This window comes from Citrobacter telavivensis, from assembly GCA_009363175.1.
Lineage (GTDB): Bacteria > Pseudomonadota > Gammaproteobacteria > Enterobacterales > Enterobacteriaceae > Citrobacter_A > Citrobacter_A telavivensis.
The window spans coordinates 1521413-1548317 of record CP045205.1 but is presented as its reverse complement, the minus strand read 5'-3'; the positions used below and the strand labels follow the sequence as shown (position 1 = coordinate 1548317).

At 55.8% G+C, this 26905-nt stretch carries 20 protein-coding genes; 6 read left to right on the top strand and 14 right to left on the bottom strand.

Annotation, left to right across the window (positions count from 1 at the left end; translation table 11 throughout):
• The first annotated feature begins 82 nt into the window (after positions 1-82).
• A complete protein-coding gene (locus GBC03_09515; protein QFS70429.1) occupies positions 83-1414 on the top strand; it encodes an amino-acid N-acetyltransferase in 1332 nt (443 codons plus the stop codon).
• Positions 1415-1514: 100 nt separating this feature from the next.
• Here GBC03_09515 and recD read toward each other — a convergent pair whose 3' ends face one another.
• The 12 genes from recD to rppH form a co-directional block, all read right to left on the bottom strand.
• On the bottom strand, positions 1515-3332 hold the full coding sequence (recD, locus tag GBC03_09510) for an exodeoxyribonuclease V subunit alpha (GenBank protein QFS70428.1): 1818 nt from the start codon (positions 3330-3332) through the stop codon (positions 1515-1517).
• Positions 3329-6874: an exodeoxyribonuclease V subunit beta gene (recB, locus tag GBC03_09505; protein ID QFS70427.1), complete on the bottom strand. Its 3546-nt coding sequence runs from the start codon at positions 6872-6874 to the stop codon at positions 3329-3331. Before recB ends, recD begins: the two co-directional genes overlap by 4 nt.
• Positions 6867-9755 carry a pitrilysin gene (locus tag GBC03_09500; protein QFS70426.1) on the bottom strand — a complete coding sequence of 963 codons (2889 nt, stop codon included), beginning with the start codon at positions 9753-9755 and terminating at the stop codon, positions 6867-6869. The genes recB and GBC03_09500 overlap by 8 nt, the downstream gene beginning before the upstream one ends.
• A 113-nt stretch (positions 9756-9868) precedes the next feature.
• Positions 9869-13237: an exodeoxyribonuclease V subunit gamma gene (gene recC, locus GBC03_09495; protein QFS70425.1), complete on the bottom strand. Its 3369-nt coding sequence runs from the start codon at positions 13235-13237 to the stop codon at positions 9869-9871.
• A gap of 15 nt (positions 13238-13252) precedes the next feature.
• A complete protein-coding gene (locus tag GBC03_09490) occupies positions 13253-13573 on the bottom strand; it encodes a prepilin-type N-terminal cleavage/methylation domain-containing protein (GenBank protein QFS70424.1) in 321 nt (106 codons plus the stop codon).
• Entirely contained in the window at positions 13558-13965 is a 408-nt protein-coding gene (locus GBC03_09485; protein ID QFS70423.1) for a DUF2509 family protein, read from the bottom strand. The genes GBC03_09490 and GBC03_09485 overlap by 16 nt, the downstream gene beginning before the upstream one ends.
• Positions 13962-14525 carry a prepilin peptidase-dependent protein gene (locus tag GBC03_09480; GenBank protein ID QFS73962.1) on the bottom strand — a complete coding sequence of 188 codons (564 nt, stop codon included), beginning with the start codon at positions 14523-14525 and terminating at the stop codon, positions 13962-13964. Before GBC03_09480 ends, GBC03_09485 begins: the two co-directional genes overlap by 4 nt.
• A complete protein-coding gene (locus tag GBC03_09475) occupies positions 14516-14986 on the bottom strand; it encodes a prepilin peptidase-dependent protein (protein QFS70422.1) in 471 nt (156 codons plus the stop codon). The genes GBC03_09480 and GBC03_09475 overlap by 10 nt, the downstream gene beginning before the upstream one ends.
• Before the next feature lie 185 nt (positions 14987-15171).
• Positions 15172-15966: a thymidylate synthase gene (thyA, locus tag GBC03_09470; protein QFS70421.1), complete on the bottom strand. Its 795-nt coding sequence runs from the start codon at positions 15964-15966 to the stop codon at positions 15172-15174.
• A 6-nt stretch (positions 15967-15972) separates the two neighbouring features.
• Complete coding sequence (locus GBC03_09465; protein QFS70420.1) at positions 15973-16848, bottom strand: prolipoprotein diacylglyceryl transferase; 876 nt, start codon at positions 16846-16848, stop codon at positions 15973-15975.
• Positions 16849-16996: 148 nt separating this feature from the next.
• A complete protein-coding gene (gene ptsP, locus GBC03_09460; protein QFS70419.1) occupies positions 16997-19243 on the bottom strand; it encodes a phosphoenolpyruvate--protein phosphotransferase in 2247 nt (748 codons plus the stop codon).
• Positions 19244-19255: 12 nt separating this feature from the next.
• On the bottom strand, positions 19256-19786 hold the full coding sequence (gene rppH, locus GBC03_09455) for an RNA pyrophosphohydrolase (protein ID QFS70418.1): 531 nt from the start codon (positions 19784-19786) through the stop codon (positions 19256-19258).
• A 310-nt stretch (positions 19787-20096) separates the two neighbouring features.
• Here rppH and GBC03_09450 point away from each other — a divergent pair, with 310 nt between their 5' ends.
• From GBC03_09450 to GBC03_09430, 5 genes are all read left to right on the top strand, one after another.
• Positions 20097-20291, top strand: a complete 195-nt coding sequence (locus GBC03_09450) for a hypothetical protein (protein ID QFS70417.1) — start codon at positions 20097-20099, stop codon at positions 20289-20291.
• A gap of 179 nt (positions 20292-20470) precedes the next feature.
• Positions 20471-21166: a DNA mismatch repair endonuclease MutH gene (mutH, locus tag GBC03_09445; protein ID QFS70416.1), complete on the top strand. Its 696-nt coding sequence runs from the start codon at positions 20471-20473 to the stop codon at positions 21164-21166.
• Positions 21167-21230: 64 nt separating this feature from the next.
• Positions 21231-21944 (top strand): TerC family protein, encoded by a 714-nt coding sequence (locus GBC03_09440; GenBank protein QFS70415.1) that lies wholly within the window; start codon positions 21231-21233, stop codon positions 21942-21944.
• A gap of 137 nt (positions 21945-22081) precedes the next feature.
• A complete protein-coding gene (ygdR, locus tag GBC03_09435; protein ID QFS70414.1) occupies positions 22082-22300 on the top strand; it encodes a lipoprotein YgdR in 219 nt (72 codons plus the stop codon).
• Between the two features lie 107 nt (positions 22301-22407).
• Complete coding sequence (locus GBC03_09430; protein QFS70413.1) at positions 22408-23448, top strand: NADP(H)-dependent aldo-keto reductase; 1041 nt, start codon at positions 22408-22410, stop codon at positions 23446-23448.
• A 33-nt stretch (positions 23449-23481) separates the two neighbouring features.
• On the opposite strand, the gene lplT is transcribed toward GBC03_09430, so the two are convergent.
• Together lplT and GBC03_09420 are read right to left on the bottom strand one after the other, a co-directional pair.
• Positions 23482-24678 carry a lysophospholipid transporter LplT gene (lplT, locus tag GBC03_09425; GenBank protein ID QFS70412.1) on the bottom strand — a complete coding sequence of 399 codons (1197 nt, stop codon included), beginning with the start codon at positions 24676-24678 and terminating at the stop codon, positions 23482-23484.
• On the bottom strand, positions 24671-26830 hold the full coding sequence (locus GBC03_09420; GenBank protein ID QFS70411.1) for a bifunctional acyl-ACP--phospholipid O-acyltransferase/long-chain-fatty-acid--ACP ligase: 2160 nt from the start codon (positions 26828-26830) through the stop codon (positions 24671-24673). Before GBC03_09420 ends, lplT begins: the two co-directional genes overlap by 8 nt.
• Positions 26831-26905 lie beyond the last annotated feature (75 nt).

Sequence of the window (26905 nt, the reverse complement as noted above, 5' to 3'; positions counted from 1 at the left end):
GGTCAAAATTTGCGCTTGCGCGCGGCGAAAAAACAGAATAAAAATACACTAATTACGAATAATCATGCAATGAGGATATGCCGTGGTGAAGGAACGTAGAACCGAACTGGTACAGGGATTCCGCCATTCTGTTCCCTATATCAATACCCATCGGGGAAAAACGTTTGTCATTATGCTCGGCGGCGAAGCCATTGAGCATGAAAACTTTTCCAGCATCGTCAATGACATTGGGCTTCTACACAGCCTCGGCATTCGCCTGGTGGTGGTCTATGGCGCGCGTCCGCAAATCGACGCCAACCTCGTCACCCACCACCATGAACCGATGTATCACAAAAATACCCGCGTCACTGACGCCAAAACGCTGGAGCTGGTTAAGCAGGCGGCGGGCACTTTGCAACTGGATATCACCGCTCGTCTGTCGATGAGCCTGAACAATACGCCGCTGCAGGGCGCGCATATCAACGTGGTCAGCGGCAACTTTATCATTGCGCAGCCGCTGGGCGTTGATGATGGTGTGGATTACTGCCACAGCGGGCGCATCCGTCGAATCGATGAAGAGGCGATCCATCGTCAACTCGACAGCGGCGCCATTGTGCTGATGGGCCCCGTCGCGGTATCTGTCACCGGCGAAAGCTTTAACCTGACGTCGGAAGAGATCGCCACGCAGTTGGCTATCAAGCTGAAAGCCGAAAAGATGATCGGCTTTTGCTCCTCGCAGGGGGTGACCAATGATGATGGCGATATCGTCTCTGAATTGTTCCCAAATGAAGCACAGGCGCGCGTAGAAGCACAGGAAGAAAAAGGCGATTACAACTCGGGTACCGTACGCTTCCTGCGTGGCGCGGTAAAAGCCTGCCGGAGCGGGGTCCGTCGCTGTCACCTGATCAGCTATCAGGAAGATGGCGCGCTGTTGCAGGAACTGTTCTCGCGCGACGGTATCGGGACGCAAATTGTGATGGAGAGCGCCGAGCAGATCCGCCGCGCCACCATTAACGATATCGGTGGGATCCTGGAGCTGATCCGCCCGCTGGAGCAGCAGGGTATTCTGGTGCGTCGTTCGCGCGAACAGCTGGAGATGGAGATCGACAAATTCACCATTATTCAGCGCGATAACATGACCATCGCTTGTGCCGCGCTGTATCCCTTCCCGGAAGAGAAGATTGGTGAAATGGCCTGCGTGGCTGTCCATCCTGACTACCGCAGTTCTTCAAGAGGAGAAGTGTTGCTGGAGCGAATCGCCGCCCAGGCGAAGCAGATTGGTTTGAGCAAGCTGTTCGTCCTGACGACCCGCAGTATTCACTGGTTCCAGGAGCGCGGCTTCACGCCCGTGGATATTGACCTGCTGCCAGAAAGCAAGAAAGAGATGTACAACTATCAGCGGAAATCCAAAGTGCTGATGGCCGATCTGGGTTAGCGGTTATTGAATTGCCGGATGGCGGCGTAAACGCCTTATCCGGCCTGGCGTCATGAATTCAACACGGGCCGGATAAGCGCAAACGCCATCCGGTAACCTGTCATTTAAACAACGTCGACAGCCCGCTGCGACGTTCGGTACGGGTCGCAACCGCACTGCCAAGAATGCGTTCATCAGCATACAGCGACAGGCGGCGACGTGCGCGGGTGACAGCGGTATACACTAACTCCCTTGTTACCACCGGCGTACGCTGCGTGGGTAACACCAGCGCGGCATGATCGAACTCTGAGCCCTGCGATTTGTGCACCGTCATCGCCCAGGTGGTTTCATGCTCCGGCAGACGACTGGGTTGTACAGATTTAATACTGCCATCCGGCATCGCAAACCAGACCCGTAATCCTTGCCCACGATCGAGCGCCACGCCGATATCGCCGTTAAACAATCCCAGCGCGCTGTCGTTACGGGTAATCATTACGGGTCGCCCTTCATACCAGCGGGAATGGGGCAGACGATGAATTTTACGCTTTTGCTGCATAGCCAGTTCGATGCGTTCATTCAGTCCGCTCACGCCAAACGGCCCTTCACGCAGCGCACACAGCAGCTGGAATTCATTGAATGCCTGAATGATTAACGCCGGCTCCGCGCGCGCCTGAAGCAACGTCAGGTAGTGTCCGTAACCTGTCAGCGCGTCTTCAAGCATGGCGGTGTAATCTTCACTGCTCTCCAGCGTCCGTTTATCGATATCGCTGAAGCCCTGCTGGAAAACGCCGTTTATCGCGGCCTTATCACCACGGTTGATCGCCGCAGCCAGTTGTCCGATGCCGGAATCACGGCCAAAACGATAGCTTTTTTGCAGCAGGCAGAGACTGTCACGCAGCGTGGCGGCGTCGTTGCCCACGCCTGCCGGAACGGGCATCCCCGTCAGGCGAGCCAGCTGCTGCGCCCGTTCTGGGGTATAGCCCGCATTCACCCAGGCGCAGATATCGCCCAGCACCGCCCCCGCCTCAACCGAGGCGAGCTGGTCGCGATCGCCGAGGAAAATGACGCGCCCGTGCGGTGGCAATGCATCTATCAGTCGCGACATCATCGGCAGGTCGATCATCGACGCCTCATCCACCACCAGCACATCCAGATGCAACGGATTGCCTGCGTGATGACGTAAGCGCTGGCTGCCAGGCTGAGCGCCCAACAGTCGGTGTAAGGTGCTGGCATCATCCGGGATGCGTTGCTTTTGTTCATCCGTCAGCGGCAACTGGCGCAGCGCCTTGCCTAAGGACTCAGTCAGACGCGCGGCGGCTTTGCCCGTCGGTGCCGCCAGGCGAATACGGCAACGCTCGCCTTCCGCCATCTGGATCAGCGCCGCCAGCAGTTTCGCCACGGTCGTTGTTTTCCCCGTACCCGGCCCGCCGGAAATCACCGAAATGCGGCGGGTCAGCGCCACCGCAGCGGCAACTTTTTGCCAGTTGATTTCGTTTGTTGTCGGGAACAGCGCTTCCAGCGTTTGCGTCAGTAAGGCTTCATCTACCGCAATGGGTCGATTCACCTCGCTAAAGAAACGGGCGACCGTGCGTTCGTTGCGCCACATCCGGTTCAGATACAGCCGATCGCCGTGGAGGATCATCGGCGATGGCCGCTCTCCACGACTGACGGCGTCCGATGCGAGCAGACATTCCGCCCAGTCAGTCGGTTCACCTGTCTCACTCAGGCAGGCTGCCAGCAGAGGAGGCAGGTCAGCCCCCATCGTCAGTCGGGCGAGCGGTAAACAAACGTGCCCTTCTCCGGCATCCCGGCTGAGTAACGCCGCTGCCAGCGTGACGGCAGGTTCATGTTCGCCGGTCACCGCCAGCGCGAATTGCGCATCCAGAGGGCGCAGTTGCTTCTGCTCGACGGCCTCAAGCAATCGCTTTTGTAGCGTCACGATGCGTCCTCCAGTGCCACACCGGCAAACATCTCGTCCATCCGGGCAATCAGCTCCTCAGACGGGCGGGTGGTGTAAATCCCCTGCTGCGGCTGTTCGCTGTCCACACCGCGCAGGAACAGATAAATCACGCCGCCAAAATGGCGCTCGTAGTCGTAATCCGCAATGCGATGGCGCAAATACCGGTGCAGCGCGAGGGTATAGAGCTGATACTGCAAATCGTAGCGATGCGCCTGCATTGCCGTGGCCATCGCCTGTGGGGTGTAAGCCGAGCTGTTTTCACCCAGCCAGTTCGATTTGTAATCCAGCAGGTAATAGCGCCCGTTGTGACGAAACACCAGATCGATAAAGCCCTTGAGCATCCCGCGAACCTGGGCGAACTCCAGCGGCGGGCAGTCCGCCGAAAGCGGGTCAAACTGACGGATCAGCGCATCCAGCCTCTCCGCGATAAGCGGTTGGCTAATGGGCAGATAAAACTCCATCTCGACCTGTTTTTCACGCGCAGACAGTTGGCTCAGGCTGATGCCTGTCTCATTCAGCGGCGCATGGAGAATGGCCGTCACCCACGCGGTAATCACCGGCTCCCAACCGGCGTCATAACCGCCAAGCGCCAGTTTGTCCTGCACCCAGGCAGCCTCTACCGGTTGGGTAAAATCGAGATCTTCAAACAGGCTGTGTAAAAACGTCCCCGGCGACGCACCGCGCGGAAACTGGTGCGGCGTCAGTTCAGGTTCCTCAACCACCTCACCGACGCCAGTCGCATCGATATCCAGTCGCGGCATGAGATCCTGCGCAATACCATGACCGCGCTGTTGCAGGCCAGAATAACTGGTCACCCGCCAACTGTCGCCAGGCGTTCGTTGTACTCGTCGGGCATTCAGCGACGCCCCGCTCGCCGCAGTGACGGGCAACGGCTCCATGCTGACCGCTTCCGGGACAAGACAGATGATGTTCTCATCGCAAACCGCCTCTATCGCCGCGCGTAGCCCGGCGGCATCCATCGGTTCGCCCTTTTGCAGCAGACGCCCCAGCGCGCTCTGATGCACATCGGTATCGCCCTTTTTATCGCCCCGACGACGCACCAGAGGGGCGACGCCCAGACTACAGTGCCAGACTGAACGGGTCAGCGCCACGTACAGTAAACGCAGATCTTCCGCCAACCGTTCGGCTTCTGCCAGCGCCACGCTTTCGTCCGCTTCGCTCAGATCCAGTACCGCTTCAAACGAGTTGCGATCGTGATAAAACGCCTGATCCTGAATGCGGAAATGAGTGATAAACGGCAGCCAGACCAGCGGATACTCCAGCCCTTTTGACTTATGGATAGTGACGATTTGCACCAGATGGTTGTCGCTTTCCAGGCGCATTTGCTGGCTGTAGGCGTTGCTGTCAGGCTCAAGAATATGCTGCGAAAGCCAGCGTACCAGTGCATGCTCGCTTTCCAGTTGCGAAGCCGCCTCCTGCAACAACTCGCTAATGTGCAAAATATCGGTCAGGCGACGTTCGCCCCCCGCCGTCGCCAGCAGATTTTCCGCAATCTTTCGCGTCGACATCAGCGCGCGCAGCATCGGCATCACGCCCCGTTTCTGCCAGATCTGGCGGTAGCCGACAAACTCTTCGACCACCTGATCCCAGGCATTTTCATTGTCGTTGAGCATGTCAATGTCGCGCGCGTTCAACCCCATCATGGAGGTTGCCAGTGCGCTACGCAGCGTATTTTCCTTTTCCGGTGCCATCACCGCCTGTAAAACCCAGAGCATCTCCTGCGCTTCCAGCGTTTCAAACACGCTGTCGCGGTTGGAAAGATACACGGAAGGGATCGCCAGATGCGTCAGGGCGTCGCGCACCAGCGCCGCTTCCTGACGGCTACGTACCAGCACGCTGATATCCGCCGCACTCACCGGACGCGCATCCTTGCCGTTGAAAAGTATCGCCTCACCGCTCAACCCGGCCTTCAGCCAGTCGCGGATCTGCGCGGCGCACACCTGCGCCATATAGCTTTGATAATCCCCTACTCCGCAGCTTTCCCCTTGCATCAGCCACATCGTCATCGCGGGCTGAGTTTCGCCATGAAATTCAAAACGCAGCGACTGATTTTTATCGGCGTATTTCACCGGCTGAAACGGGATCTCGCGAAACATAAAGGCATCGTCCATCAGGCCGAACAGCCTGTTGACGCTGTTCACCATGCCCGGCGCGGAACGCCAGTTGGTGTCGAGGGTATAGTGCGCGCTGACCTCACCGCGGGCCTTCATATAGGTAAAAATATCCGCGCCGCGAAACGCATAAATCGCCTGCTTGGGGTCGCCTATCAGCAACAGCGCGGTGTCCGGCTGATGCTGCCAGATGCGACGGAAAATGCGGTATTGTTGCGGATCGGTATCCTGGAACTCATCGATCATCGCCACCGGGAAGCGGGCTCGAATCGCCGCTGCCAGCGCATCGCCGCTTTCACTGCGCAGCGCGCCATCCAGTCGACTGAGCATATCGTCAAATCCCAGCTCACCCCGGCGACGTTTTTCTTTCGCCACCGTCTCACGGATCTCCGCCAGCGCACGGGTGATCAGCAGATCTCTGAGGGTCAAAGGTTCTGACAACAGTTCATCTATCGCGACAAACAGCGGATGCTGCGGCACAGCACCGCCTTCTTTGGTGCGATCCTCAAGAAAACGCTGCGAGAATTTCTCCAGTGCCTCTGGCAACTGGTAGCTTTGCGTCCCGGATTGAGCCCAGACGCTGATCTTCTCGATCCATTTACCCTGGTTGCCACGATTAAATTTACGCCGGTCGATGTCTGAGGCTTCCATCAATCCCTCAAGCTCACCCACCGCGTCACACCACTGTTGTTTAAGCGCGTTGATTCGCTGCACGATCTGTTGATGACGGGACGCCAGCGTTTCATCATCCGGCGGCGGCGCTTTGATGACCGGCGCTTCCCCTTGCAGGTAACGGTTAATATCTGCCAGCAGCGCCTGCGGTCCTTTCCACGTTTCAAACACTACCTGGGCAATGTCACGTGATAAGGGGTAACAGTGTCGACGCCAAAAATCCGCGCAGGCCTGGTAGCGCAGCAGAGATTCATCTTCGATCAACTGTTGCTCAAACAACATGCCGGATTCGAAGGCATTCAGACTCAGCATGCGCTGACAAAAACCGTGGATGGTGAACACCGCCGCCTCATCCATCTGTCTCTCGGCGAGCAGCAGCCACTGAGCCGCCTGCTTTTTATCGTCGATCTCGTCCAGCAGACGGGCATAAAGGGGATTGTCGGTCGATTCGCGCAGACAGGCTATCCGCAGCTCATGAATATTACTGCGGATGCGACCACGCAACTCGTCGGTGGCGGCCTCGGTAAAGGTCACCACCAGCAGTTCTTCAACGGTCAGGGGACGGGGAAAGGCAGTGGAACCGCCAAGTCCGAGGAGCAGACGCAGATAGAGCGCCGCGATAGTAAAGGTTTTGCCGGTGCCCGCAGAGGCTTCAATCAGGCGCTCGCCCGTGAGGGGCAAGCGCAGGGGATCAAGGGACTCGGCGACATCATTCATTCTGTTCTCTCACCAGGGGCAAAGTTTGCTGCAACGCGCTGACGTTGTCCCACACTTTCCAGCCTTCCGGGTGCACATAGTGTGGCTTCCCGTTTTGACCACCGGAAATCTGCGACAGTACCGCCACGCCTTGCGGCTCTACCACCGCCTGATGGAAGAAATCAGCAAGTTTTTGCGGCGTCAGCTGTTTTATCTGAGCCACAATTTTATCACGTGAATCGAATCGCATATTACCGCGATCGAAATCTTTGCTTAATTTCGATGCCTCTTCACCCAGCGTTTGCGGTGCCTGCAACATCTGCGCGACGATAGCCTGCTTAATCTGGGCAAACTCTTCCGGTTTCATCGCCCGCAGCTTCTCCTCCGCCGTGGGGAAAAACGCCTTATAGCGATCCCAAAGATATGACGGCTGTTTATCGCTGCTTTGCAGCAGGAAGCCCATCCCCCACTGACGTCCGACGCTCATCGGGAAGGCGAACACCGCATATCCTAACTGCTCTTCCGTACGCAGTTGATTGTAGAACCACGGCTGAACAATCTGACCCAGCATGGCGCTGTAGGCCGCGCTGGCATACTCATCATAGCCGGTGGGAACAAATACCGCCGCCAGTGCAGAGTCGGTGCTGCTGCCCGCTTTTTCAAAAATGATCGACTGCTTCTTATCCACCAGCACATCTTTGTTGCGACACCATTCGGAACCGTTCGCGCCAAGCTGTTTCTGGATATCCCGCGCCATCGTTGTGACCTGCGCTTCGCTCATGTTGCCAATTGCCAGGAATTCCGGACGGGCACCCGATTTTAACGCTTCACGGTAGGCCATCACCTCTTTCAGGGTGATCGACGGCAGCAGCGCGCGCCGCTCATCGCGCGAGAAATAGGGCACCTGAGAGATCATCTGCACCGGCATAATCGCCTGCTCGTAAGCTTTCCCTTTCTCGGCGGAATCCATCATCTGGCTATACCAGGATTTCGCCTGCTCAAGCTGCTCCTCGGTTGCGGTGTAGCTGAAGTAGCCTTCAAGCAATGCCTGGAAAAGCTGCGGTAAACGCTGTGTGTAGCCGTCAGCGTTGAGCATTAAGCCATTGTTGGCGTTGGTTGAAAAACCGATGCCCCCCACTGCCGCCTGATTACTTAACTGGTCGAGCGCAATCCCCGCCAGATAGTCGTTCAGCGCAAACATAACCTGATTCCTGGCGCTGTCCATCGCCTGCGGATTACGCAGAATGACGCTCACGTCCGCCTTTGGTTCGCTGGCAAAATGTTGGCTCGAGGTGTACACCACGCGCAGATCAGGCTTATCCACGATCAGCGCCGGACGGTCATATTTCTTTTCCGGTTTAATCAGCGTGAAATCGTCAGGAATATAGGGGTTCAGTTCCGGCAGAGACAGCGCAATACCCTGCGCTTTATTCTGCCAGTCGCTGAAGGTCTGCTTGCTGATTTTATTGACCTGATAAGGGGCATCAACAAAGTAAGCAGTTTTGTTGTGCGGTTCTTTCGGGCTGATGTACCAGATACGCGCATTTTGCGGCGTCATCATCTCCAGACGCGCCTGAATCGCTTTCGCATCGTACCGATCGGCGATGTTCACCGCATCCAGCGTATGCGCCACCGGCACGCGGATCATGGTATCCGCCAGCCACTCGACGTAATCCATATCACGGGTGATCGACGGATAACGGAAGTCGAGATCAAGCACATGCGACAGCTCGTCAAAGTAGCGTTTATCCACACCCTTATCACGTAACAGGTTGAGATAGCTGAAAATAGCCGCGACAACCTCTTCGCGATTTGCCAGGCCTTTATCGGTCAGCGTGGCGGAAATGGCTAACACACCGCTGTTGCCGTTGACCACCGGATCGGAATCCGCGCGAATGCCTTCCACCAGCCCTTGCTTTTGCAGCCAGTCAGAAAGCGTACCCGAACTACGGTTGCCAATCAGATATGTGATCAGCTCGTCGGTTTTACTGCGAAACTGCGCGCTGTTGTTGTCAATTCGGAACTCAACGCGCAGCACTTTACGCGGCAGCGCAGGAACGTAATGGATAATGACGCCCTTCTGCGCATCGGTGACAACCGGAACGGTAATTTCCGGCTTTTCGATATTCTTGTTTGGCACCCGCCCAAAGGTCTCTGCAGCAATCTTTGCCAGGTCCGGCAAAGGCTTATTGCTGTAGATAACCGCTTTCATCAGATTGGCGGAGTAATACTTGCTGTGAAAATCGCGCAATGCCTGCTGCACCGGGTTACCCGGTTTGTCTTTTAAGGTTTCCAGATTACCACCGGAAAAACGTGAACCAGGATGCGCCGGGTTGATGGTTTCCGCACTCACCTGCGCCATCCGCATCCCGTCACGGGTGCGCGCCATCGTCAGCTCTGCGTTTACCGCATTGCGCTCACGATCGGCATATTTTTTATCCAGCAGCGGTTCGGCAATGGCATCGGCCAGACGATCAACAGCACCGGTAAGCGCGTCGTTCTCCACTTCCAGGTAGAACGCGGTACGGTACGGCGCGGTACTGGCATTGTGGCTGCCGCCGTGCAATTTCAGGTATTCCGCCAGGCTGTCGGCCTGTGGGTACTTTTTCGATCCCATCAGACACATGTGCTCAAGATAATGTGCCAGTCCCTGATGCGCATCGGGATCTTCCAGCGACCCCACGGGTACCACCAGCGCAGAAAGCGATTTCACCGCTTGCGGGTCGGATACCAGTAATACCACCATGCCATTATCCAGACGAATGGCCTGATACTGGCGGGTATCTTTGTCGCTTTTACGGATGGTTTCCGCAATGGGCTGCCAACCGGTGTCTGCCTGACTTAAGGGCGCCCAAAAGGCGACCAACAACAGTAACGCTTTGAACCAGGTGCTGCGGGGCATTCAAGAACCTCATCATTAACTTTCTTTCTGCGCAAAGACATGTTGGATGCTTCTCTGAGCAGGGCAACGCATCATAAAGGAAGCATCAAAATTGCGCAATTTTTATACAATCATCACGACTGATTAAATCTGAAAAGCGGAAGCAGGTAACGTTGTGACTGCAAAATAATGGCCTCCAGGGTCTCGGAGTCCAGTTGCCGCCACAGGCGCTGATACCAGATATCCTCGCCTTCGCCACGCACGACCATGTTGCCTTCGTAAGCCTGCATAAACTTCACGCGGGCTTTTTGTCGCGTATCATCGTCATCTAACATGGCATCATTTGCCGCGTCATAACAGGTTTTTATCCACGCGCCGCCGCTTTCCGGAAGCACCAGCAGCGGTGCGGACATTCCTTCGCGATATCCGTCAATCAGTTGCGCCAGGTAACCCAATGCCTGCTCTTTTTCCAGCGGTGGGAAACGCCACTCTCCGTCTTTTCGCAAAAACAGCCGGCTTTCACCTTTTCCCCCGCAGGCACAATAGACAAGGTGTTCGAGCCAAAGTTGCACGCCTTGTGAAATGCTGATTAACGAAGGCCGCCAGCGCAGCAGCCCATCTTCCTGCACCTGCGGTAGCCACCCGGTCAACTGTACGCCGTTACAGTGCAGATCGACCTCCAGACTTTGGCTCGGCTGACGGCAGGCCACGATCCTGTCCGCCAGCGTCTGCATTTCCTGATGCTGAACTTCCCAGAGGATCTCGCCATAAGCCCCATACGGCAGATCCCCCGCCGCGCGGAAGCGACGGAACAGACGTTCGGCATCCTCCTGTTCGACCAGTGCATTCAGTAACTGCTGGTTGAGCTGATAACGGGTTAGTCCTTCCAGGGTAAATGGTTCGGTATCCGGGATTTCACTCTCTTCGGAGCGGAAATTGACCTGCAAGCGCTGCTGAAAAAACGCCCGTACTGGATGCGCCCAGAAACGTTGCAGCGTTTCCAGACTCAGCATCTCTGGCATGTCAAAGGCCAACGGCTGCACAAAATCGCTATGGGCCTCTCCGCAACGGCTTGCCGCGGGCAACCACTCGCTGGCGTAGCTCTGCTGCTCGCCGGGCAGGAAATTTTGCGCATCGAACGGCATGCGGGTATGCAGTCGGGCGATATGCGCTTTGACCCGTTTCTCGCTCTCATCGCTGGTCAATGCTTCGTCACCCGGCAAATAGTGGCTTTGTCCGATGTAATCGAGCAGTTCCTGAACCAGCACGGAAGGGAAGCGTTCGCTGTTATCCTGGATCGAGCGCCCGATGTAGCTGATGTAAAGCGACTGCTGGGCAGAAATTAAGGCCTCAAGGAACAGATAACGGTCGTCATCACGACGACTGCGATCCCCACGCATCGGTTTCTGGTTCATGAGATCAAAGCCGAGCGGCGCAAGCTGGCGCGGATAGACACCGTCGTTCATTCCCAGCAGGCAGACGACTTTGAAGGGAATAGAACGCATCGGCATCAGAGTACAGATGTTCACCGGCCCGGCTAAAAAACGCTGGCTGATCCGCTCCTGATCCAACCGCTGCGCCAGCTCATCGCGCAGCAGTGACAGGGGGACCGCGTCGTCATATTCAGCCTTCAATCCTTCGGCGATCATCGCCTGCCACTGTTGCTCGATAAGCGTCATGGCCGCCTCGGTTTCAGTGTCCGGCAGGAAGAAGTCGTTGAGCATCTCACGACACACCGGCAGCCACTCTTCCAGCGGACGCTCCTGTGCCAGACTACGACGCCAGAGATTAAGCTGCATCAGTAATGACGCCAGATGCCCCACCAGCTCGGCTATCAGCCCGCTGGACTCATCATAAGGCAGAACGGACTGCCACTCGCCCTGCGCACTTTCCATGGCATAGCCCAAAAGCATACGCGTGAGGCCAAATTGCCACGTATGCTGTCCCGTTGCCGGAAGTTCCAGCTCCCGCACGTTGTCATCATCAATTCCCCAGCGAATGCCCGACTCATTGACCCACAGTCGCAAATAGCGCAGCCCTTCTTCGTTGATATTGAAGCGCGCCGCCAGCACCGGGACATCCAGCAGCGCCAGCACATCCTCAGAAATAAAGCGACTGTCAGGCAGTGACAGCAGGCTGATGAACGCCTGCAATACCGGATGCGACTGACGCGCCCGGCGGTCGGAAATGGCATAAGGCAGATAACGCTCTGCAGGGGCGCTGCCAAAGACCGCCTGAATAAACGGGCTATAACTGTCGATATCCGCCACCATCACGATGATGTCGCGCGGGGTGAGCGTTGGGTCCGCTTCCAGCATCGCCAGCAGACGATCGTGGAGGATTTCAACTTCACGCTGTGGGCTATGACAGACGTGAAAGGTGACGCTGGTGTCATCCAGGTCAAGGCGTCGCTTATTATCGCTGCGCGAATACTCTTCCAGGCTCACCCCCGCCACTGCGCGGTTTTCCAGCTCAAGGATATCGGCCTGAATGTTATGCAGCAGGTTATCCGGGGTCACATCGACAAACGCATCAAGCTCCTGGCTGTTTTCCAGTTCTGAGAGCAGATAAATATAGTCACGTCCCAGTTTCCCCCACGAGGCCAGCATCGGGTTACCGACATCCTGTTCACCATCGCCGTTAAACAAACTTTCGGCATTCGAATTGTCACGGAACAGGGGTAAATGGCGGTCTTCAAAACTATGTCGCCGCTGACGCGCCAGCAGCTTTGCCAGATACGCCGGGTCTTTTATATCGCCCCAGTAGTAGCGGCAGGGATTGGTGAAGAGCAGATGAATGTCGATATGTTTGCCGAGCGCCTGCAATGCCTGTAGGTACACGGGCGGCAACGCGGAGATCCCGCAGATAAACACACGGGAAGGGAGGCCTGGCGGGCAGGTATCGGTATTTTCGAGAGTCTGGATAAACCGTTGATAGAGATTAGCACGATGCCAGCGCGGCTGACCCAGCGTATCGGTGTACTCCACCAACGCTTTCCACAGCGGCGCCTGCCAGCATTGCGCCTCGCCTAACCCCTCGACCGTTCGCCCCGCTTCCCACTGCGTTAGCCATTCCGGTCGATACACCAGGTACTGATCGAAAAGATCCGCCGCGCGCGACGACAGCTGAAACAGCTTACGCTTGTCGGTATCGTCCGTCAGATAGTGGCGTAAAAGCGCAAAGTCGTCATGATCCAGCAGTTGCGGGAGCAGCGTCATCAACTTCCAGCTCATGCTTTGTTTGTTGAAGGCGCTCTCTTTGGGGATCTCCGGCAGTACGCGGACGAACATATCCCAGATAAAGCTTGCCGGGAGTGGGAATTCTATGTTGGCGGCAATACCAAATTTCTGCGAAAGGGTCATCTGTAACCACTGCGCCATCCCGGTACTCTGCACCAGAATCATTTCTGGCTCAAAGGGATCGTCCAGCCGTTCGCGCTCGACGATGAACTCCATCAATGCTTCCAGCACATCCAGACGGTTTGAGTGGTAGACCCTTAACATAGAGACTCCTGGCAACTAACGGTTTAGGCAGTGCAGGCGCGTCATTTTCCCCTGCCTGCCCTGAGGTGAAGATAGCGTAACGCTGATGCTGACACATCCCGCCTGCGTTGTCTGCATCCGGTTAACCTGCCAGTTAACAGGTGGCGAAAACGAATGCAGTTGCGTCTGCTGCCAGCCCTGCCGCCAGAGCTGAAGATACTGACCTCTGATGAAAAAACTGTTCATCAACGCGCGCTGATACCCGGAAAGCGCCGTCACCACCATCACCATGAGGACCATTGCCAGTATCACTTCCGGCAAGCTAAACCCACGCTGTCGGCTCAGGGGATCTGGCATAATGCGGCCTCCCGTAGCGGACAGAAATCGCTCCAGCCATGAGGAGAAAAAATAACGAATTCCTCCTTTTGTTCGCCTTCTCGCCATACGGACGTTCCCTGATAGTTGGCAATAAGCAACGCGCGACTGTCAGCGAGTCTGCGCAGGCAAACAGCAACATTGTCCTCTCCATAGTACCGACACGGTTTATCGGAGTTTACTGACCATTGCTGCATCCTGCCCCACTCCATGGCTGACTGCACGACAGCCTGGCGCTGCAAAGCCTGACTTTCTATCGCCACCCGCGAAGCAAAACTGCTCTGCTGCTGATTAACGCCCTGCAACAGGAGGCTACCGAGGACCAACAGCATCAGAACCAGCGCCAGAGAGGAAACGCCCCGCTCGCGATTCATAAATTAAAGCCGCTGACGCTGTAGCGCGCGTCGGCCACGGTTTGCGGATCTGCCCGACTACTGCCGCGCAGATGTAAGGTCAGTTCGGGTGCAAAGCCCGCGATATCCTGGCGCGTGACCTCAAATGCCGTAATCTGCACAACATCAGGATCGGTCATTTTATCCCATCCTTTTCCGCCGCACGTTTTCGCGCCGCGCTGCGTCTCCAGCACGTTGTCATTCAGACGAAATCCGGTTTGTTCAGCCTCCTTTACCGGCTCGGTTTCCCAGATACCATTCGCGTTTGCGTCCCACTGTACGATAACGCACTGGCCCGCCTCGGCAATGTTTACCCCTTCGCCACGACAACTACCGTGACAATATCCCGCGCGTTGAAGGTGCTTCGCGACGGTATACACCCGCTGCCACACGTCATCCTCCAGCGCGAGTTTGCGGGTCTGCTGCAAAATATCGCGCTGTAACGCCGGTAAAAACCGGGCAGCCCCCAACAACAGTACGCTACTGATTGCCATCGCAATCAGTACCTCAAGCAGAGAAAAACCACGCTCACTCACCGACAGCCCTGGGTATCGTCGCGTTCGCACAGGCGAATGCGTCCCCAGGGCGAAACCACCACTCGCCACTCTCCTGCCGTATTTTTCAGGCGAATATTCCCCGGCCACGCGGTATTGCGTTGACCATAAAACGCCAGCGAGGCGGTGACCCCGACGAGATCGACATCGCGCCAGAGCGGCACAAAAACGAGCGCAGAGCGCGGCGTACAGGTATTTCGTGAGGCTGTCGAACTGACAAGACACCATGACGCGTCCTCCCTGATGGCGGTAATGATGTGGTCGCGGTTATGCCAGTTGGCGTCCTCCCGTAGCTGCAGCAAGAAATCGCGCAGCTGACAGGCTGTCTGCCAGAGATGTTGCTGTTGCTGCCACTGCTGCCAGCCGTAGAGACCCGTTGCGCTCAGGCTGACAATAATAAGCATCGCGACCAGCGTTTCGATGAGCGTATAGCCCTGCTGTGTATTCATGGCGGCAGTATGACGCGTCGGGAAGTTAAAACGAGGCGAGAATTCAGGTTTTTCGGCGCGTTACGAGGGAAATTTCCTCTGTTGCAGCTGGTTGCAACATTTCAGGAATCCACGCCGAAAAACCAGCATCTGGATAAAAAAAACCGACGCACGGAGGCGTCGGCTATGACAGGATAAGGGTCAGTTTAGATAGCAACCGGCGCTTTAATCCCCGGATGCGGGTCGTAACCTTCGATTTCAAAATCGTCGAAGCGGTAGTCGAAGAGAGAATCGGGTTTACGTTTGATCACTAGCTTCGGCAGCGCGCGCGGTTCGCGAGTCAGTTGCAGGTGCGTCTGCTCCATGTGGTTGCTGTACAGATGCGTGTCACCACCGGTCCAGACGAAATCGCCAACCTCCAGATCGCACTGTTGCGCCATCATGTGTACCAGCAGCGCATAGCTGGCGATGTTAAACGGCAGGCCGAGGAACACGTCGCAGGAGCGCTGATACAGCTGGCAGGAGAGCTTGCCGTTCGCGACATAGAACTGGAAAAACGCGTGGCACGGTGCCAGCGCCATTTTGTCCAGTTCGCCGACGTTCCACGCCGAAACGATAATACGGCGCGAATCGGGATCATTTTTCAACTGGTTCAGCACGGTCGTGATCTGGTCAATGTGGCGACCATCCGGCGTCGGCCAGGCACGCCACTGTTTGCCGTACACCGGGCCCAGATTGCCGTTTTCATCCGCCCATTCGTCCCAGATGGTGACGTTATTTTCGTGCAGATAGGCCACGTTGGTGTCACCTTGCAGGAACCACAGCAGTTCATGGATGATGGAGCGCAGGTGGCAACGTTTTGTCGTCACCAGCGGGAATCCGTCCTGCAGGTTAAAACGCATCTGATGACCAAAAATGGAAAGCGTTCCGGTTCCGGTGCGGTCGTTTTTCTGTGTGCCTTCATCCAGCACTTTTTGCATCAGTTCTAAATACTGTTTCATGGTTCCTCAGGAAACGTGTTGCTGTGGGCGACGGCGATAGGCCCACATCATCATGACAACACCAGCGACAATCATCGGAATCGAGAGGATCTGTCCCATGCTGATGTACTGTACCCATTCGCCGGTGAACTGCTGATCCGGCTGACGGAAGAATTCAACGATGATACGAAACGCGCCATAGCCAATCAAAAACAGCCCGGAGACGGACCCCATCGGGCGCGGTTTACGAATAAACAGGTTAAGAATGATAAACAGCACTACCCCCTCCAGCGCCATCTCATAGAGTTGAGACGCGTGACGCGGCAAGGAGCCGTAGGTATCGAAAATGGATTGCCATTGCGGGTTGGTTTGCAGCAGCAGAATATCTTCGGTGCGTGACCCAGGGAACAGCATGGAGTAAGAGAAATTCGGGTCGACACGGCCCCACAGTTCGCCGTTGATAAAGTTGCCCAGACGCCCGGCCCCCAGGCCAAAGGGGATCAGCGGAGCAATGAAATCAGAGACCTGGAAGAAACTGCGCTTCGTGCGTTTGGCGAAAATAATCATCACCAGAATCACGCCAATCAGGCCACCGTGGAAGGACATGCCCCCGTCCCAGACGCGGAACAAGTAGAGCGGATTATCCAGGAACAGCGGGAAGTTATAGAACAGTACGTAGCCAATACGCCCACCGAGGAAGACCCCGAGGAAACCTGCATAGAGTAAGTTTTCGACTTCATTCTTAGTCCAGCCACTGCCAGGGCGATTGGCACGACGCGTCGCCAGCCACATCGCGAAAATGAAGCCCACCAGATACATTAAGCCGTACCAACGAAGTGCAACGGGCCCAATTGAGAAAATGACCGGATCGAATTCCGGAAAATGCAGATAGCTACTGGTCATCTGTCACCACAAGTTCTTGTTATTCCGCTGAAAAAACTCAGCGAGCGATATGCGCACCCACTGCTTACAGGCGCTCCAAAGGAGCGAATGATAGCATAAGGGGGTTAACGAGGCTGCGCCGAAGATGTAAAAGATCTGTATAGCGCTTTTACATCCCTCCACGGATCAGACCACCCATCCCGCGACGCTCCATAAACGCCGCCACCTGATGGCGCACTTCCGTTGCCAGTTGCGCCTCAAGGCTACGCTGGGCAAGCGTTTTTGCCTCTTCGTAATCAATACGGCGCAGCAGGTATTTCACGCGCGCCACGGAGCGACCGTTCATTGAGAGATGGCGGAAACCCAGCCCAATCAGGATGGTCACGCACATCGGATCGCCCGCCATTTCGCCACACACGCGCAGGTCGATATCGCTGCGCTCGGCTTCCTGCGCAATCATCGACAGCGCACGTAACATCCCCGGATGCAGGCTGTCGTAGATGCTGGCGACGCGCGTATTGTTGCGATCCACCGCCAGCACGTACTGAGTCAGATCGTTCGTGCCGACGGAGATAAAATCGATACGACTTGCCAGATTCGGCAGCATAAAGACCATCGACGGCACTTCGAGCATGATGCCGATACGCGGTTTCGGGATCGCGTAACCGATCATCTCTTCCACTTCACGCCCGGCACGTTCAATCAGGCGGCGCGCTTCATCCACCTCGTCAATACTGGTTACCATCGGCAGCAGAATACTCAGGTTGCCCGTCGCCGCATTGGCGCGCAGCATGGCGCGGACCTGGACAAGGAAGATCTCTGGCTGGTCGAGCGTAATGCGGATCCCTCGCCAACCCAGGCAGGGATTCTCCTCGCTGATCGGCATGTACGGCAACTGTTTGTCCGCCCCAACGTCCAGCGTTCGTAGCGTCACTGGCTTGTCGTTAAACATCTGCAACATACCCTGATACTGCGCCACCTGCTCCTCTTCAGAAGGAAAACCGCTTTGCAGCATAAAGGGAATTTCGGTGCGATACAGGCCAATACCGTCGATACGACTGCCCAGCTTTTCTTCATGCTCCGGGCTGAGTCCCGCGTTCAGCATGACCTTGACCCGCTCGCCGCTTTTCAACTGTGCAGGTAAATTGACGTCATCTTCCGCCAGACGGCTAAGCTCGTTTTCTTCACTGATAAGCCGCTGATATTCCTGGATCAATACCGGTTCAGGATCGACCAGCAGCTCACCGCGATAGCCATCCACCACCAGCGTACGCCGGTGCAGTACAGACGGCTGGATATCAGCCCCCATCACGGTGGGAATGCCCAACGCACGCACCATAATGGCAGCATGGGAATTGGCCGCCCCGTCGCGAACCACAACACCCGCCAGTCGGTCCTGCGGCAGTTCCGCCAGCGTCGTGGCGGAGAGTTCGTCAGCCACCAGCACGAAGCGTTCTGGCCAGGCATTTGGCCCTTGTACGGAATCATCAAGATGAAACAGCAGTCGCTGACCCAGCGCACGCAGATCGCCCGCACGCTCTTTGAGGTAGTTATCGCTCAGCGCGGCAAACTGTTCGGCAAACTTTTCGATGATCGTTTTGACCGCCCACTCTGCCACCGAACCGTTATCGACTTCGGTAAACAGTTCGCGTCGCAGGCGGGCGTCGGAGAGCAGGTGTGAATAGAGATCGAATATCGCAGCGGTCTCTTTCTGCGCGCCTGCGGCAAAACGCTTGCTGTAACGGCGAAACTCATTTGCCGCCTCTTCCAGCGCACCGGTCAGGCGCTCACGCTCCAGAGCAGGATCCAGCGTCGAGGCCTGATACACCTGCTCCATCAGCGGCAGCGTCGCGTCCTGCCAGCCTTCTGCGATCGCCACGCCCGGTGCCGCCGGTAACGCACGAATACGCGTCTGGCGATACTGGCCGAACAGGGCGGTAAGCTGAGATTGTGACAGGATCGCCGCCATCTGCGTGGCGAGCGTCACGAGGAAAGATTCTTCACTTTCGTCATACTGGCGCAGTTCACGCTGCTGTACAACGAGGACGCCCAGCAGTTGACGACGCTGAATGATCGGCACCCCGAGGAAGGCACGGAAGCGCTCTTCTTTTACCGAGGGGATATATTTAAAACTGGGATGTTTTTGCGCATCGGCAAGGTTGATAGGTTCCGCCAGCCTGCCAACCAGGCCGACGATACCTTCATCAAACGCGAGTGCGACAGTGCGACCGCGCGGTTTTTTAAGCCCCCGCGTCGCCATGAGGTAATAACAACGCCGGTCATGATCGGCCAGATAAACCGAGCAGACCTCTGTATCCATCGCAAGACAGATGTCAGTAACCAGAATATTCAGCGCTTCATTAAGACGCGGAGCACTGGCCACCTTTTCGACTATTTCGCGCAGGCGGGTGAGCATAATTTGCGTGGCTTAACCTCTTTTACGTCGATAAGCAGGTGTACTTTGCGGCTTCGGCGTCGTTTCCTGAAGCGCCATCACAACACTTGCGAACTCTTTCATCACCCTGCGGTAGACATCGCGTTTAAATGAAACCACTTGCCGGACCGGGTACCAGTAACTTACCCAACGCCAGCCGTCGAACTCAGGAGTGCTGCTGGTTTGCATATTGATTTCCGCGTCCCCGCTCATCAACTGCAAAAGAAACCACTTTTGTTTCTGGCCGATACATACCGGCTTTGTATCCCAACGCACCAAACGTTTTGGTAACTTGTAACGCAACCAGTTGCGAGTAGAGGCAAGGATTCGCACATCTTTACGGCTTAACCCTACTTCTTCAAACAGTTCCCGGTACATCGCCTGTTCTGCTGATTCTCCTGGGTTTATCCCACCCTGTGGGAACTGCCAGGAGTGCTGACCAAACCGCCGGGCCCACATCACCTGCCCCTGACGATTACAAATTACGATACCTACATTTGGGCGGTAGCCATCGTCATCAATCACCGGACTACCTCAATATAAACCTTATATGAGAATGATTGTTTCACACTCCTGACAGACGGTAAACCACTGAGTTAAGACGGTGTGCATCTAATAACAATTGAATAACTCACAGTTAAAGACAAAGTTATAAACAGACACTCACCCATATGGGCGATTTTATTCACCTTTTCTGTGGATAGAGTTGTGAAGAAGTACGGAATTACTCCGGGAAAAACCGGTACAGTTTGAATAAACTGCCGACAGGGTGAAAAAAATCTTTTCTTATATTCATGAGGTTACTTGGTCATCCCACCTGTTATCAGGCAAAAAAGTGACAAGTATCACACTGACGATCCTCAGGCTGATGAAAGATCGAACAGCGCCGACTTTATCCACAGATTGTGCCAATAAGTTAAACACAAATTGTGTGAAAATTCGATTTTCGTCGCACGTCAAGGCTGTAAATGGAAACAGTAGTCGGGGTTTTTCACAGTTATCCCATCTTTCTGTGGATAACATGGTGTAAGATCCTGTTTATTTTCAGTGACCAGAAATGGAAAACCCATTCTGGTGTTGCGCAACACGTGATGCCGTAAACTAAAAATCAATATAAATCATGGCATTGGATATCACATGTGGAAAACGATAAACTTCTTTTCCACGGTATAAAATCATTGTTTATTTTTTCACCTAAGGTATGACGCCATGTCCGGACTCCATCCTTTACGCTTTCCGCCGGAATCTGAAGCCCTTCTGCTCCAGCAGGCGCAGCAGCTTTCGGGCTATTCGTTAGGCGAACTGGCTGCGCTGGCGGGCATTGTTGCGCCGAAAGATCTCAAGCGGGACAAAGGCTGGATCGGCGTGTTGCTGGAACTCTGGCTGGGCGCCAGCGCCGGAAGTAAGCCTGAGCAGGATTTCGCCGCACTCGGCGTCGAGTTGAAAACCATTCCTGTGGATAGCCTTGGGCGCCCGCTCGAAACCACCTTTGTCTGCGTCGCGCCGCTGACGGGAAACAGTGGCGTAACGTGGGAAACCAGCCACGTGCGGCACAAACTGAAGCGAGTGCTGTGGATCCCGGTAGAAGGCGAGCGCAGCATTCCCCTCGCACAACGGCGGGTGGGTTCGCCGGTGCTGTGGAGTCCCGATGAAGAAGAAGACCGTCAGTTGCGTCTGGACTGGGAAGAGTTAATGGACATGATTGTGCTCGGTCAGGTTGAACGCATTACCGCCCGGCATGGCGAATTTTTACAACTGAGACCAAAGGCGGCAAACGCCAAAGCGCTCACCGAGGCCATCGGCGCCCAGGGCGAGCCAATACTGACGTTGCCGCGTGGTTTTTATCTGAAAAAGAACTTCACACGCGCCCTGCTGGAACGCCACTTTTTGTTACAGCAGCGTTAGACTTTCGCCCGGTGCCCCGGAAGCATATAATTAGCGCTTCTTTTTTTTGGCAGGACTTTGTTCAATGTTATTTGCATGGATAACCGATCCTAACGCCTGGCTTGCGCTCGGTACGCTGACGCTGCTGGAGATCGTGCTTGGGATCGATAATATTATTTTCCTCTCTCTGGTGGTTGCAAAACTCCCGACTGCGCAACGCGCACATGCCCGACGTCTGGGTCTTGCGGCGGCGATGATCATGCGTCTGGCGCTGCTGGCCTCCATCGCCTGGGTGACCCGGCTGACCAATCCGCTGTTTGACGTGTTTGGTGAGGCCATTTCCGCCCGCGACCTGATCCTTCTGCTCGGCGGATTGTTCCTGATCTGGAAAGCGAGTAAGGAGATCCACGAATCCATTGAAGGTGAAGAAGAAGGGATGAACATGCGCGTCACCTCCTTCCTGGGAGCAATCGTGCAAATCATGCTGCTCGACATCATCTTCAGTCTGGACTCGGTGATCACGGCGGTCGGTTTGTCCGATCATCTGTTCATTATGATGGCGGCGGTGGTGATTGCCGTTGGCGTAATGATGTTTGCAGCACGTCCTATTGGCGAGTTTGTCGACCGACACCCGTCCGTGAAGATGCTGGCGCTGTCGTTCCTGATTCTGGTGGGCTTCACCCTGATTCTGGAAAGTTTCGATGTTCACGTGCCGAAGGGTTACATCTATTTCGCCATGTTCTTCTCGATTGCGGTCGAGAGCCTGAACCTGTTGCGAAATAAAAAAAACCCGCTGTAATTGTCTTTTTCGCTCCCGTTGGGGAGCGAAATTCTTTCCTTTTCCCCTCCCAGTTTAAGATTTTCCTGCTTTTCCTGCCCATAACGTCAGGTTATTACTAGACTATTATCAGACGCAGGCCACGTGAGGATAAATGGATGAAAAAATGGGCAGTGATAATTTCCGCAGTTGGACTGGCTTTTGCTGTTTCCGGCTGTAGTAGCGACTATGTGATGGCGACCAAAGATGGTCGGATGATCCTGACCGACGGGAAACCCGAGATTGACGATGATACCGGTCTGGTGAGCTACCACGACCAGCAGGGCAACGCCATGCAAATTAACCGTGACGAGGTTTCTCAGATCATTGAACGTTGAGGGTTGAGGTCAGCCACGCTGCTGGCCTTAACAATTTTTCTTCCCTTTTTCCCTTCCCTCAGCCATTTTTATAATCCTTATGTCGTGATTATAAAAAGGAAACGGCTATGCAATATCACCGTATACCCCACAGCTCGCTTGAAGTTAGTACACTGGGGCTGGGCACAATGACGTTTGGTGAACAAAATAGCGAAGCCGACGCACATGCACAGCTCAACTATGCCGTCGCCAACGGCATTAACCTGATCGACGTGGCCGAAATGTACCCGGTCCCGCCGCGCCCGGAAACCCAGGGGCTCACCGAAACTTACGTCGGAAACTGGCTGGCCAAACATGGCAACCGTGAAAAACTGATTGTCGCCTCCAAGGTCAGCGGCCCGTCGCGTAATAACGACAACAGCATTCGTCCGAACCAGGCACTGGATCGTAAGAACATCCGCGAAGCGCTGCACGACAGCCTGAAGCGTCTGCAAACCGATTATCTGGATCTCTACCAGGTTCACTGGCCGCAGCGCCCGACCAACTGTTTTGGCAAGCTCGGTTACAGCTGGACCGATGCCGCGCCGGTGGTGTCGCTGCTGGATACGCTGGATGCGCTGGCCGAGTTTCAGCGCGCGGGTAAGATTCGCTACATCGGCGTCTCAAATGAAACGGCCTTTGGCGTGATGCGCTATCTGCACCTGGCGGATAAACATGACCTGCCGCGCATTGTCACCATCCAGAACCCTTACAGTCTGGTCAACCGCAGTTTTGAAGTGGGACTGGCGGAAGTGAGCCAGTACGAAGGCGTCGAACTGCTGGCCTATTCCTGTCTGGGATTTGGCACGCTGACCGGTAAATACCTGAACGGCGCGAAACCGGCCGGGGCGCGCAATACGCTGTTTAGTCGTTTTACCCGCTACAGCGGCGAGCAGACGCAAAAAGCCGTGGCTGCGTATGTGGAGATAGCCAGACGCCATAACCTCAGTCCGGCGCAGATGGCGCTGGCATTCGTTCGTCGTCAGCCGTTTGTTGCCAGTACGCTGCTTGGCGCCACCACCATGGAACAACTGAAAACCAACGTTGAGAGCTTACATCTGGAGTTAAGCGAAGAGGTGTTGGCAGAAATTGAAGCGGTGCATCAGGTTTACACCTATCCTGCACCGTAACAGAAGCGCGCCGGAGGAATTCCGGCGCGTTGATTACGCCTGACGGCGCTGCCAGATCCACAGCGCCGCAATGGCCAGTGCGAACAGACCGCCAAAACCGATACCCACGGCAATGACCGGGATCCCTACCCATACCGCCAGCGAGTAGAGCCCCAGCATCAACAGCATCGCACTGTTCTCACCGAGGTTCTGTACCGCAATCGCATTACCCGCGCCGACACTCTTCTTACCGCGCTCCTGCAACAGCGCATTCAGTGGTACCACAAAGAAGCCGCCCAGCACACCAATCAGCATCAGCAGCGCATAGGCAGGCAGCAGCGCGTGTTGCAGAGAAAAAATCAGCACGACGACGCCAATCAGGATCCCCGCAGGCATGCAACGCACCACCGTATCCAGCGTCACCAGTCTGGCAGCGGCACCCGCCCCGACCACAATACCGACCGCGACCATCGCGTTAAGATAGGTTGGCGTGGCGTTATCGGTAATGCCTAACGCCACCGGCACCCACAGCACCAGCAGGAAACGTAGCGTCACTCCCGCGCCCCAGAACAGACTGGTGCCCACCAGCGAGAAACGTGTTTCGCCGTTGCGCCACAGTGAAACACAGGCGCAGAAGAAACTGCGGGTCATTTTTGCCAGATGCCAGGACTGCCCAGGACGCGCGGCGGCCAGTTTGGGAATAGAGAGGTTTGCCACCACGGCTCCGGCGTAGGCCAGCGCACAGGCAACCAGTGCGGCAATGACATGCCAGTCGGCCAGCACCCCACCGGCCACCGAGCCAAGCAGGATCGCCGCAATGGTGGATGCTTCCATCAGACCGTTGGCTTTCACCAGCTTATCGCCGGTGGTCAGTTCACCCAGAATGCCGTATTTGGCCGGTGAGTAAGCCGCCGCGCCAACGCCCACCAGCGTATAGCCGAGAAACGGATTGAAGCCAAAGCAGATGCTTGCCGCCCCCAGCAGTTTAAGGCCGTTGGCGAACATCATCACCCGACCTTTGGCAAAGCTGTCAGCGACCTGCCCCACAAATGGCGCAAACAGGATGTAAGCGCCCACAAACACCATTTGCAGAATCGGCTGACTCCAGTCCGGATAGAACTGTTCCTTCAGCAGCGCCAGCGTGGCAAACAGCAGGGCGTTATCGCCAAACGCCGAGAGAAACTGCGCCGCGATAACCGACATCATCCCTTTCGACCAGACAGAGGTATTGGTATGTACTGACTCAGGCATTTTGTTTTTCCGGATTATCAACCCAGCTTTTCAGCGTAACGAAATCCGGCTTACCGCTGCCGAGTAACGGGAGTTGTTTCAGGTAACGGATATCGCGCGGCACCGCCAGTTCAGGGATGCCGTGCGCGCGGGCGTACTGCTGTAAAACGTCACGCGTCAGTTCGCTGTCGGTGGTAAAGAGCACCAGCGCTTCGCCTTTGCTGGCATCACTCTTGATAGCCGTTGCATGCATTTTCTCCGGCGATATACCAAGCGCCAGTTGCTCCAACATCTCCAGCGAGACCATCTCACCGGCAATTTTCGCAAAGCGCTTGGCACGTCCCTGAATCTGCACGAATCCCTGTTCATCAAAGCGCACGATATCTCCGGTGTCATACCAGCCGCGCTCCAGTTCTCCCGCAGCGTTTTCCGCCACCGGCACTTCCAACACGCCCGGTTTTTCCACGCGCAGGTAACCGTTCATGATGTTTGGTCCTTTCAGTTGCAAACGTCCTCCCTCTTCAATGCCGGGGATCGCCAGCAGGCGCGCGTCCATGCCGGGCAGGATCCGCCCTACGGTTCCAGGCTTCGCTGCCATCGGGACGTTAATCGAGACTACAGGCGCACATTCCGTCACGCCGTAACCTTCGAGAATGCGCAGACCAAACTTGTCCTGCCAGAGCTGTTTTGTACTCTCCTGGAGTTTCTCCGCTCCCGCCACCACATAGCGCAGGCGATAGAAATCATACGGATTGGCAAAGCGCGCATAGTTCCCAAGAAACGTGGAGGTGCCGAACAGCACCGTGCAGTTCCGGTCGTAAACCAGTTCCGGCACAATGCGATAATGCAGCGGACTGGGATAGAGGAACACTTCAGCGCCGGTGAGCAGCGGCGTAAACAGCCCCACCGTCAGGCCGAAGGAGTGAAACAGCGGCAGCGCCGACATAAAGCGGTCATTGGCAGTGAAGTCAGCAATGGTTTTGATCTGCTCGACGTTAGCCAGCAGGCTCTTGTGGCTATGCACCACGCCCTTTGGATGGCCTTCAGAGCCAGAGGTAAAAAGGATCACCGCCGCCTCTTCCGGCTGCTGTTTGACCTGCGCCCGATGCGGCATCAGCAGGTGCGCAAAGATCCACAGCTTGTCTGCGGTGGTCACATCAGCTTTGAGATCTTCCAGATAGACCCAGCGAACCTGCGTCAGTTGCTCCGGCAAGTGCCAGAGTTTGCCTTTATCCAGGAACTGACGGGAGGTAAAAATGGTTTTGATTTCCGCGGCGGTGATGGCGCTGGTCAGCCCTTTGACGCCCGCCGTGTAGTTCATCATTGCCGGGATACGACGGCGAGACACCGCGCCGAAAATCACCGCCGCGCTGATGGCGGCATTCGGCAGCATCAGGCCAATTTTTTCGCCCTCTGCGCTGTATTTTTCCAGAATACGCCCGACAAACAGCGTCTTAGTAAGCAACTGTCGGTAGCTGTCCGGCTTGAAGTTGATGTCTTCGATACAGTGCTTGCTCGCGCCATAGCGGTACTTCGCTGCCAGGAGCGATTCATACAGCGTTTCGCGCGGGCGCACCGCCATTCGCGCTTCCATCATTTTTTGATGCAGCATTTCGCCAGCAATTTTACGACGATCGCGCGCGCGCGGCGCGTCTGGCATAGGCAGACGAGTTGGCGGCAAAACATGCAGATGGATCTGCGGGAAGAAGCGACGTTTCACCAGCCCTTTCAGGCGGCTAAAATGGGTGAGCTCTGCCCCTTCAATCCGTACCGGCACCAGCGTCGCGCCGGATTTCGCGGCGACAAATCCGGCACCGTCGTAGATTTTCATTAGCGAGCCGCTCACCGATATGCGTCCTTCCGGGAAAATCACTACCGGACGACCCTGCTCGATCAGGCGAACCAGATGTTTAATCGCCATCGGCTTCGTCGGGTCGAGCGGCACAAAATCAATCAGCGAGGTTAACCAGCGCATGTACCACTGCTGGCTAATTGAGGTGTAGACCGCGAACACCGGGCGTACCGGCAGAAACAACGCCAGCAGAATACCGTCGATAAAAGAAACGTGGTTAGGGGTGATTACGACGCGCTCTCCCTGTAACGCCTGCATATCCCCCGTCACGCGTACCCGGTAGAGCACACGGCACAGGTTACGGAAAAAGCCAAATAACATTTCAACTCCCTTTGCGCACGATTCGGTAAAATAATGGTGGCAGATTACACGAACAAGGCAACAGGAGCGACAGTA

Bases quoted from the DNA above. Each gene is read 5' to 3' on its own strand.
- recB (QFS70427.1), bottom strand. From the start codon at position 6,874: ATGAATGATGTCGCCGAGTCCCTTGATCCCCTGCGCTTGCCCCTCACG.
- GBC03_09500 (QFS70426.1), bottom strand. From the start codon at position 9,755: ATGCCCCGCAGCACCTGGTTCAAAGCGTTACTGTTGTTGGTCGCCTTT.
- recC (QFS70425.1), bottom strand. From the start codon at position 13,237: ATGTTAAGGGTCTACCACTCAAACCGTCTGGATGTGCTGGAAGCATTG.
- GBC03_09490 (QFS70424.1), bottom strand. From the start codon at position 13,573: ATGCCAGATCCCCTGAGCCGACAGCGTGGGTTTAGCTTGCCGGAAGTG.
- GBC03_09485 (QFS70423.1), bottom strand. From the start codon at position 13,965: ATGAATCGCGAGCGGGGCGTTTCCTCTCTGGCGCTGGTTCTGATGCTG.
- GBC03_09475 (QFS70422.1), bottom strand. From the start codon at position 14,986: ATGAATACACAGCAGGGCTATACGCTCATCGAAACGCTGGTCGCGATG.
- thyA (QFS70421.1), bottom strand. From the start codon at position 15,966: ATGAAACAGTATTTAGAACTGATGCAAAAAGTGCTGGATGAAGGCACA.
- GBC03_09465 (QFS70420.1), bottom strand. From the start codon at position 16,848: ATGACCAGTAGCTATCTGCATTTTCCGGAATTCGATCCGGTCATTTTC.
- ptsP (QFS70419.1), bottom strand. From the start codon at position 19,243: ATGCTCACCCGCCTGCGCGAAATAGTCGAAAAGGTGGCCAGTGCTCCG.
- mutH (QFS70416.1), top strand. From the start codon at position 20,471: ATGTCCGGACTCCATCCTTTACGCTTTCCGCCGGAATCTGAAGCCCTT.
- GBC03_09440 (QFS70415.1), top strand. From the start codon at position 21,231: ATGTTATTTGCATGGATAACCGATCCTAACGCCTGGCTTGCGCTCGGT.
- ygdR (QFS70414.1), top strand. From the start codon at position 22,082: ATGAAAAAATGGGCAGTGATAATTTCCGCAGTTGGACTGGCTTTTGCT.
- GBC03_09430 (QFS70413.1), top strand. From the start codon at position 22,408: ATGCAATATCACCGTATACCCCACAGCTCGCTTGAAGTTAGTACACTG.
- lplT (QFS70412.1), bottom strand. From the start codon at position 24,678: ATGCCTGAGTCAGTACATACCAATACCTCTGTCTGGTCGAAAGGGATG.
- GBC03_09420 (QFS70411.1), bottom strand. From the start codon at position 26,830: ATGTTATTTGGCTTTTTCCGTAACCTGTGCCGTGTGCTCTACCGGGTA.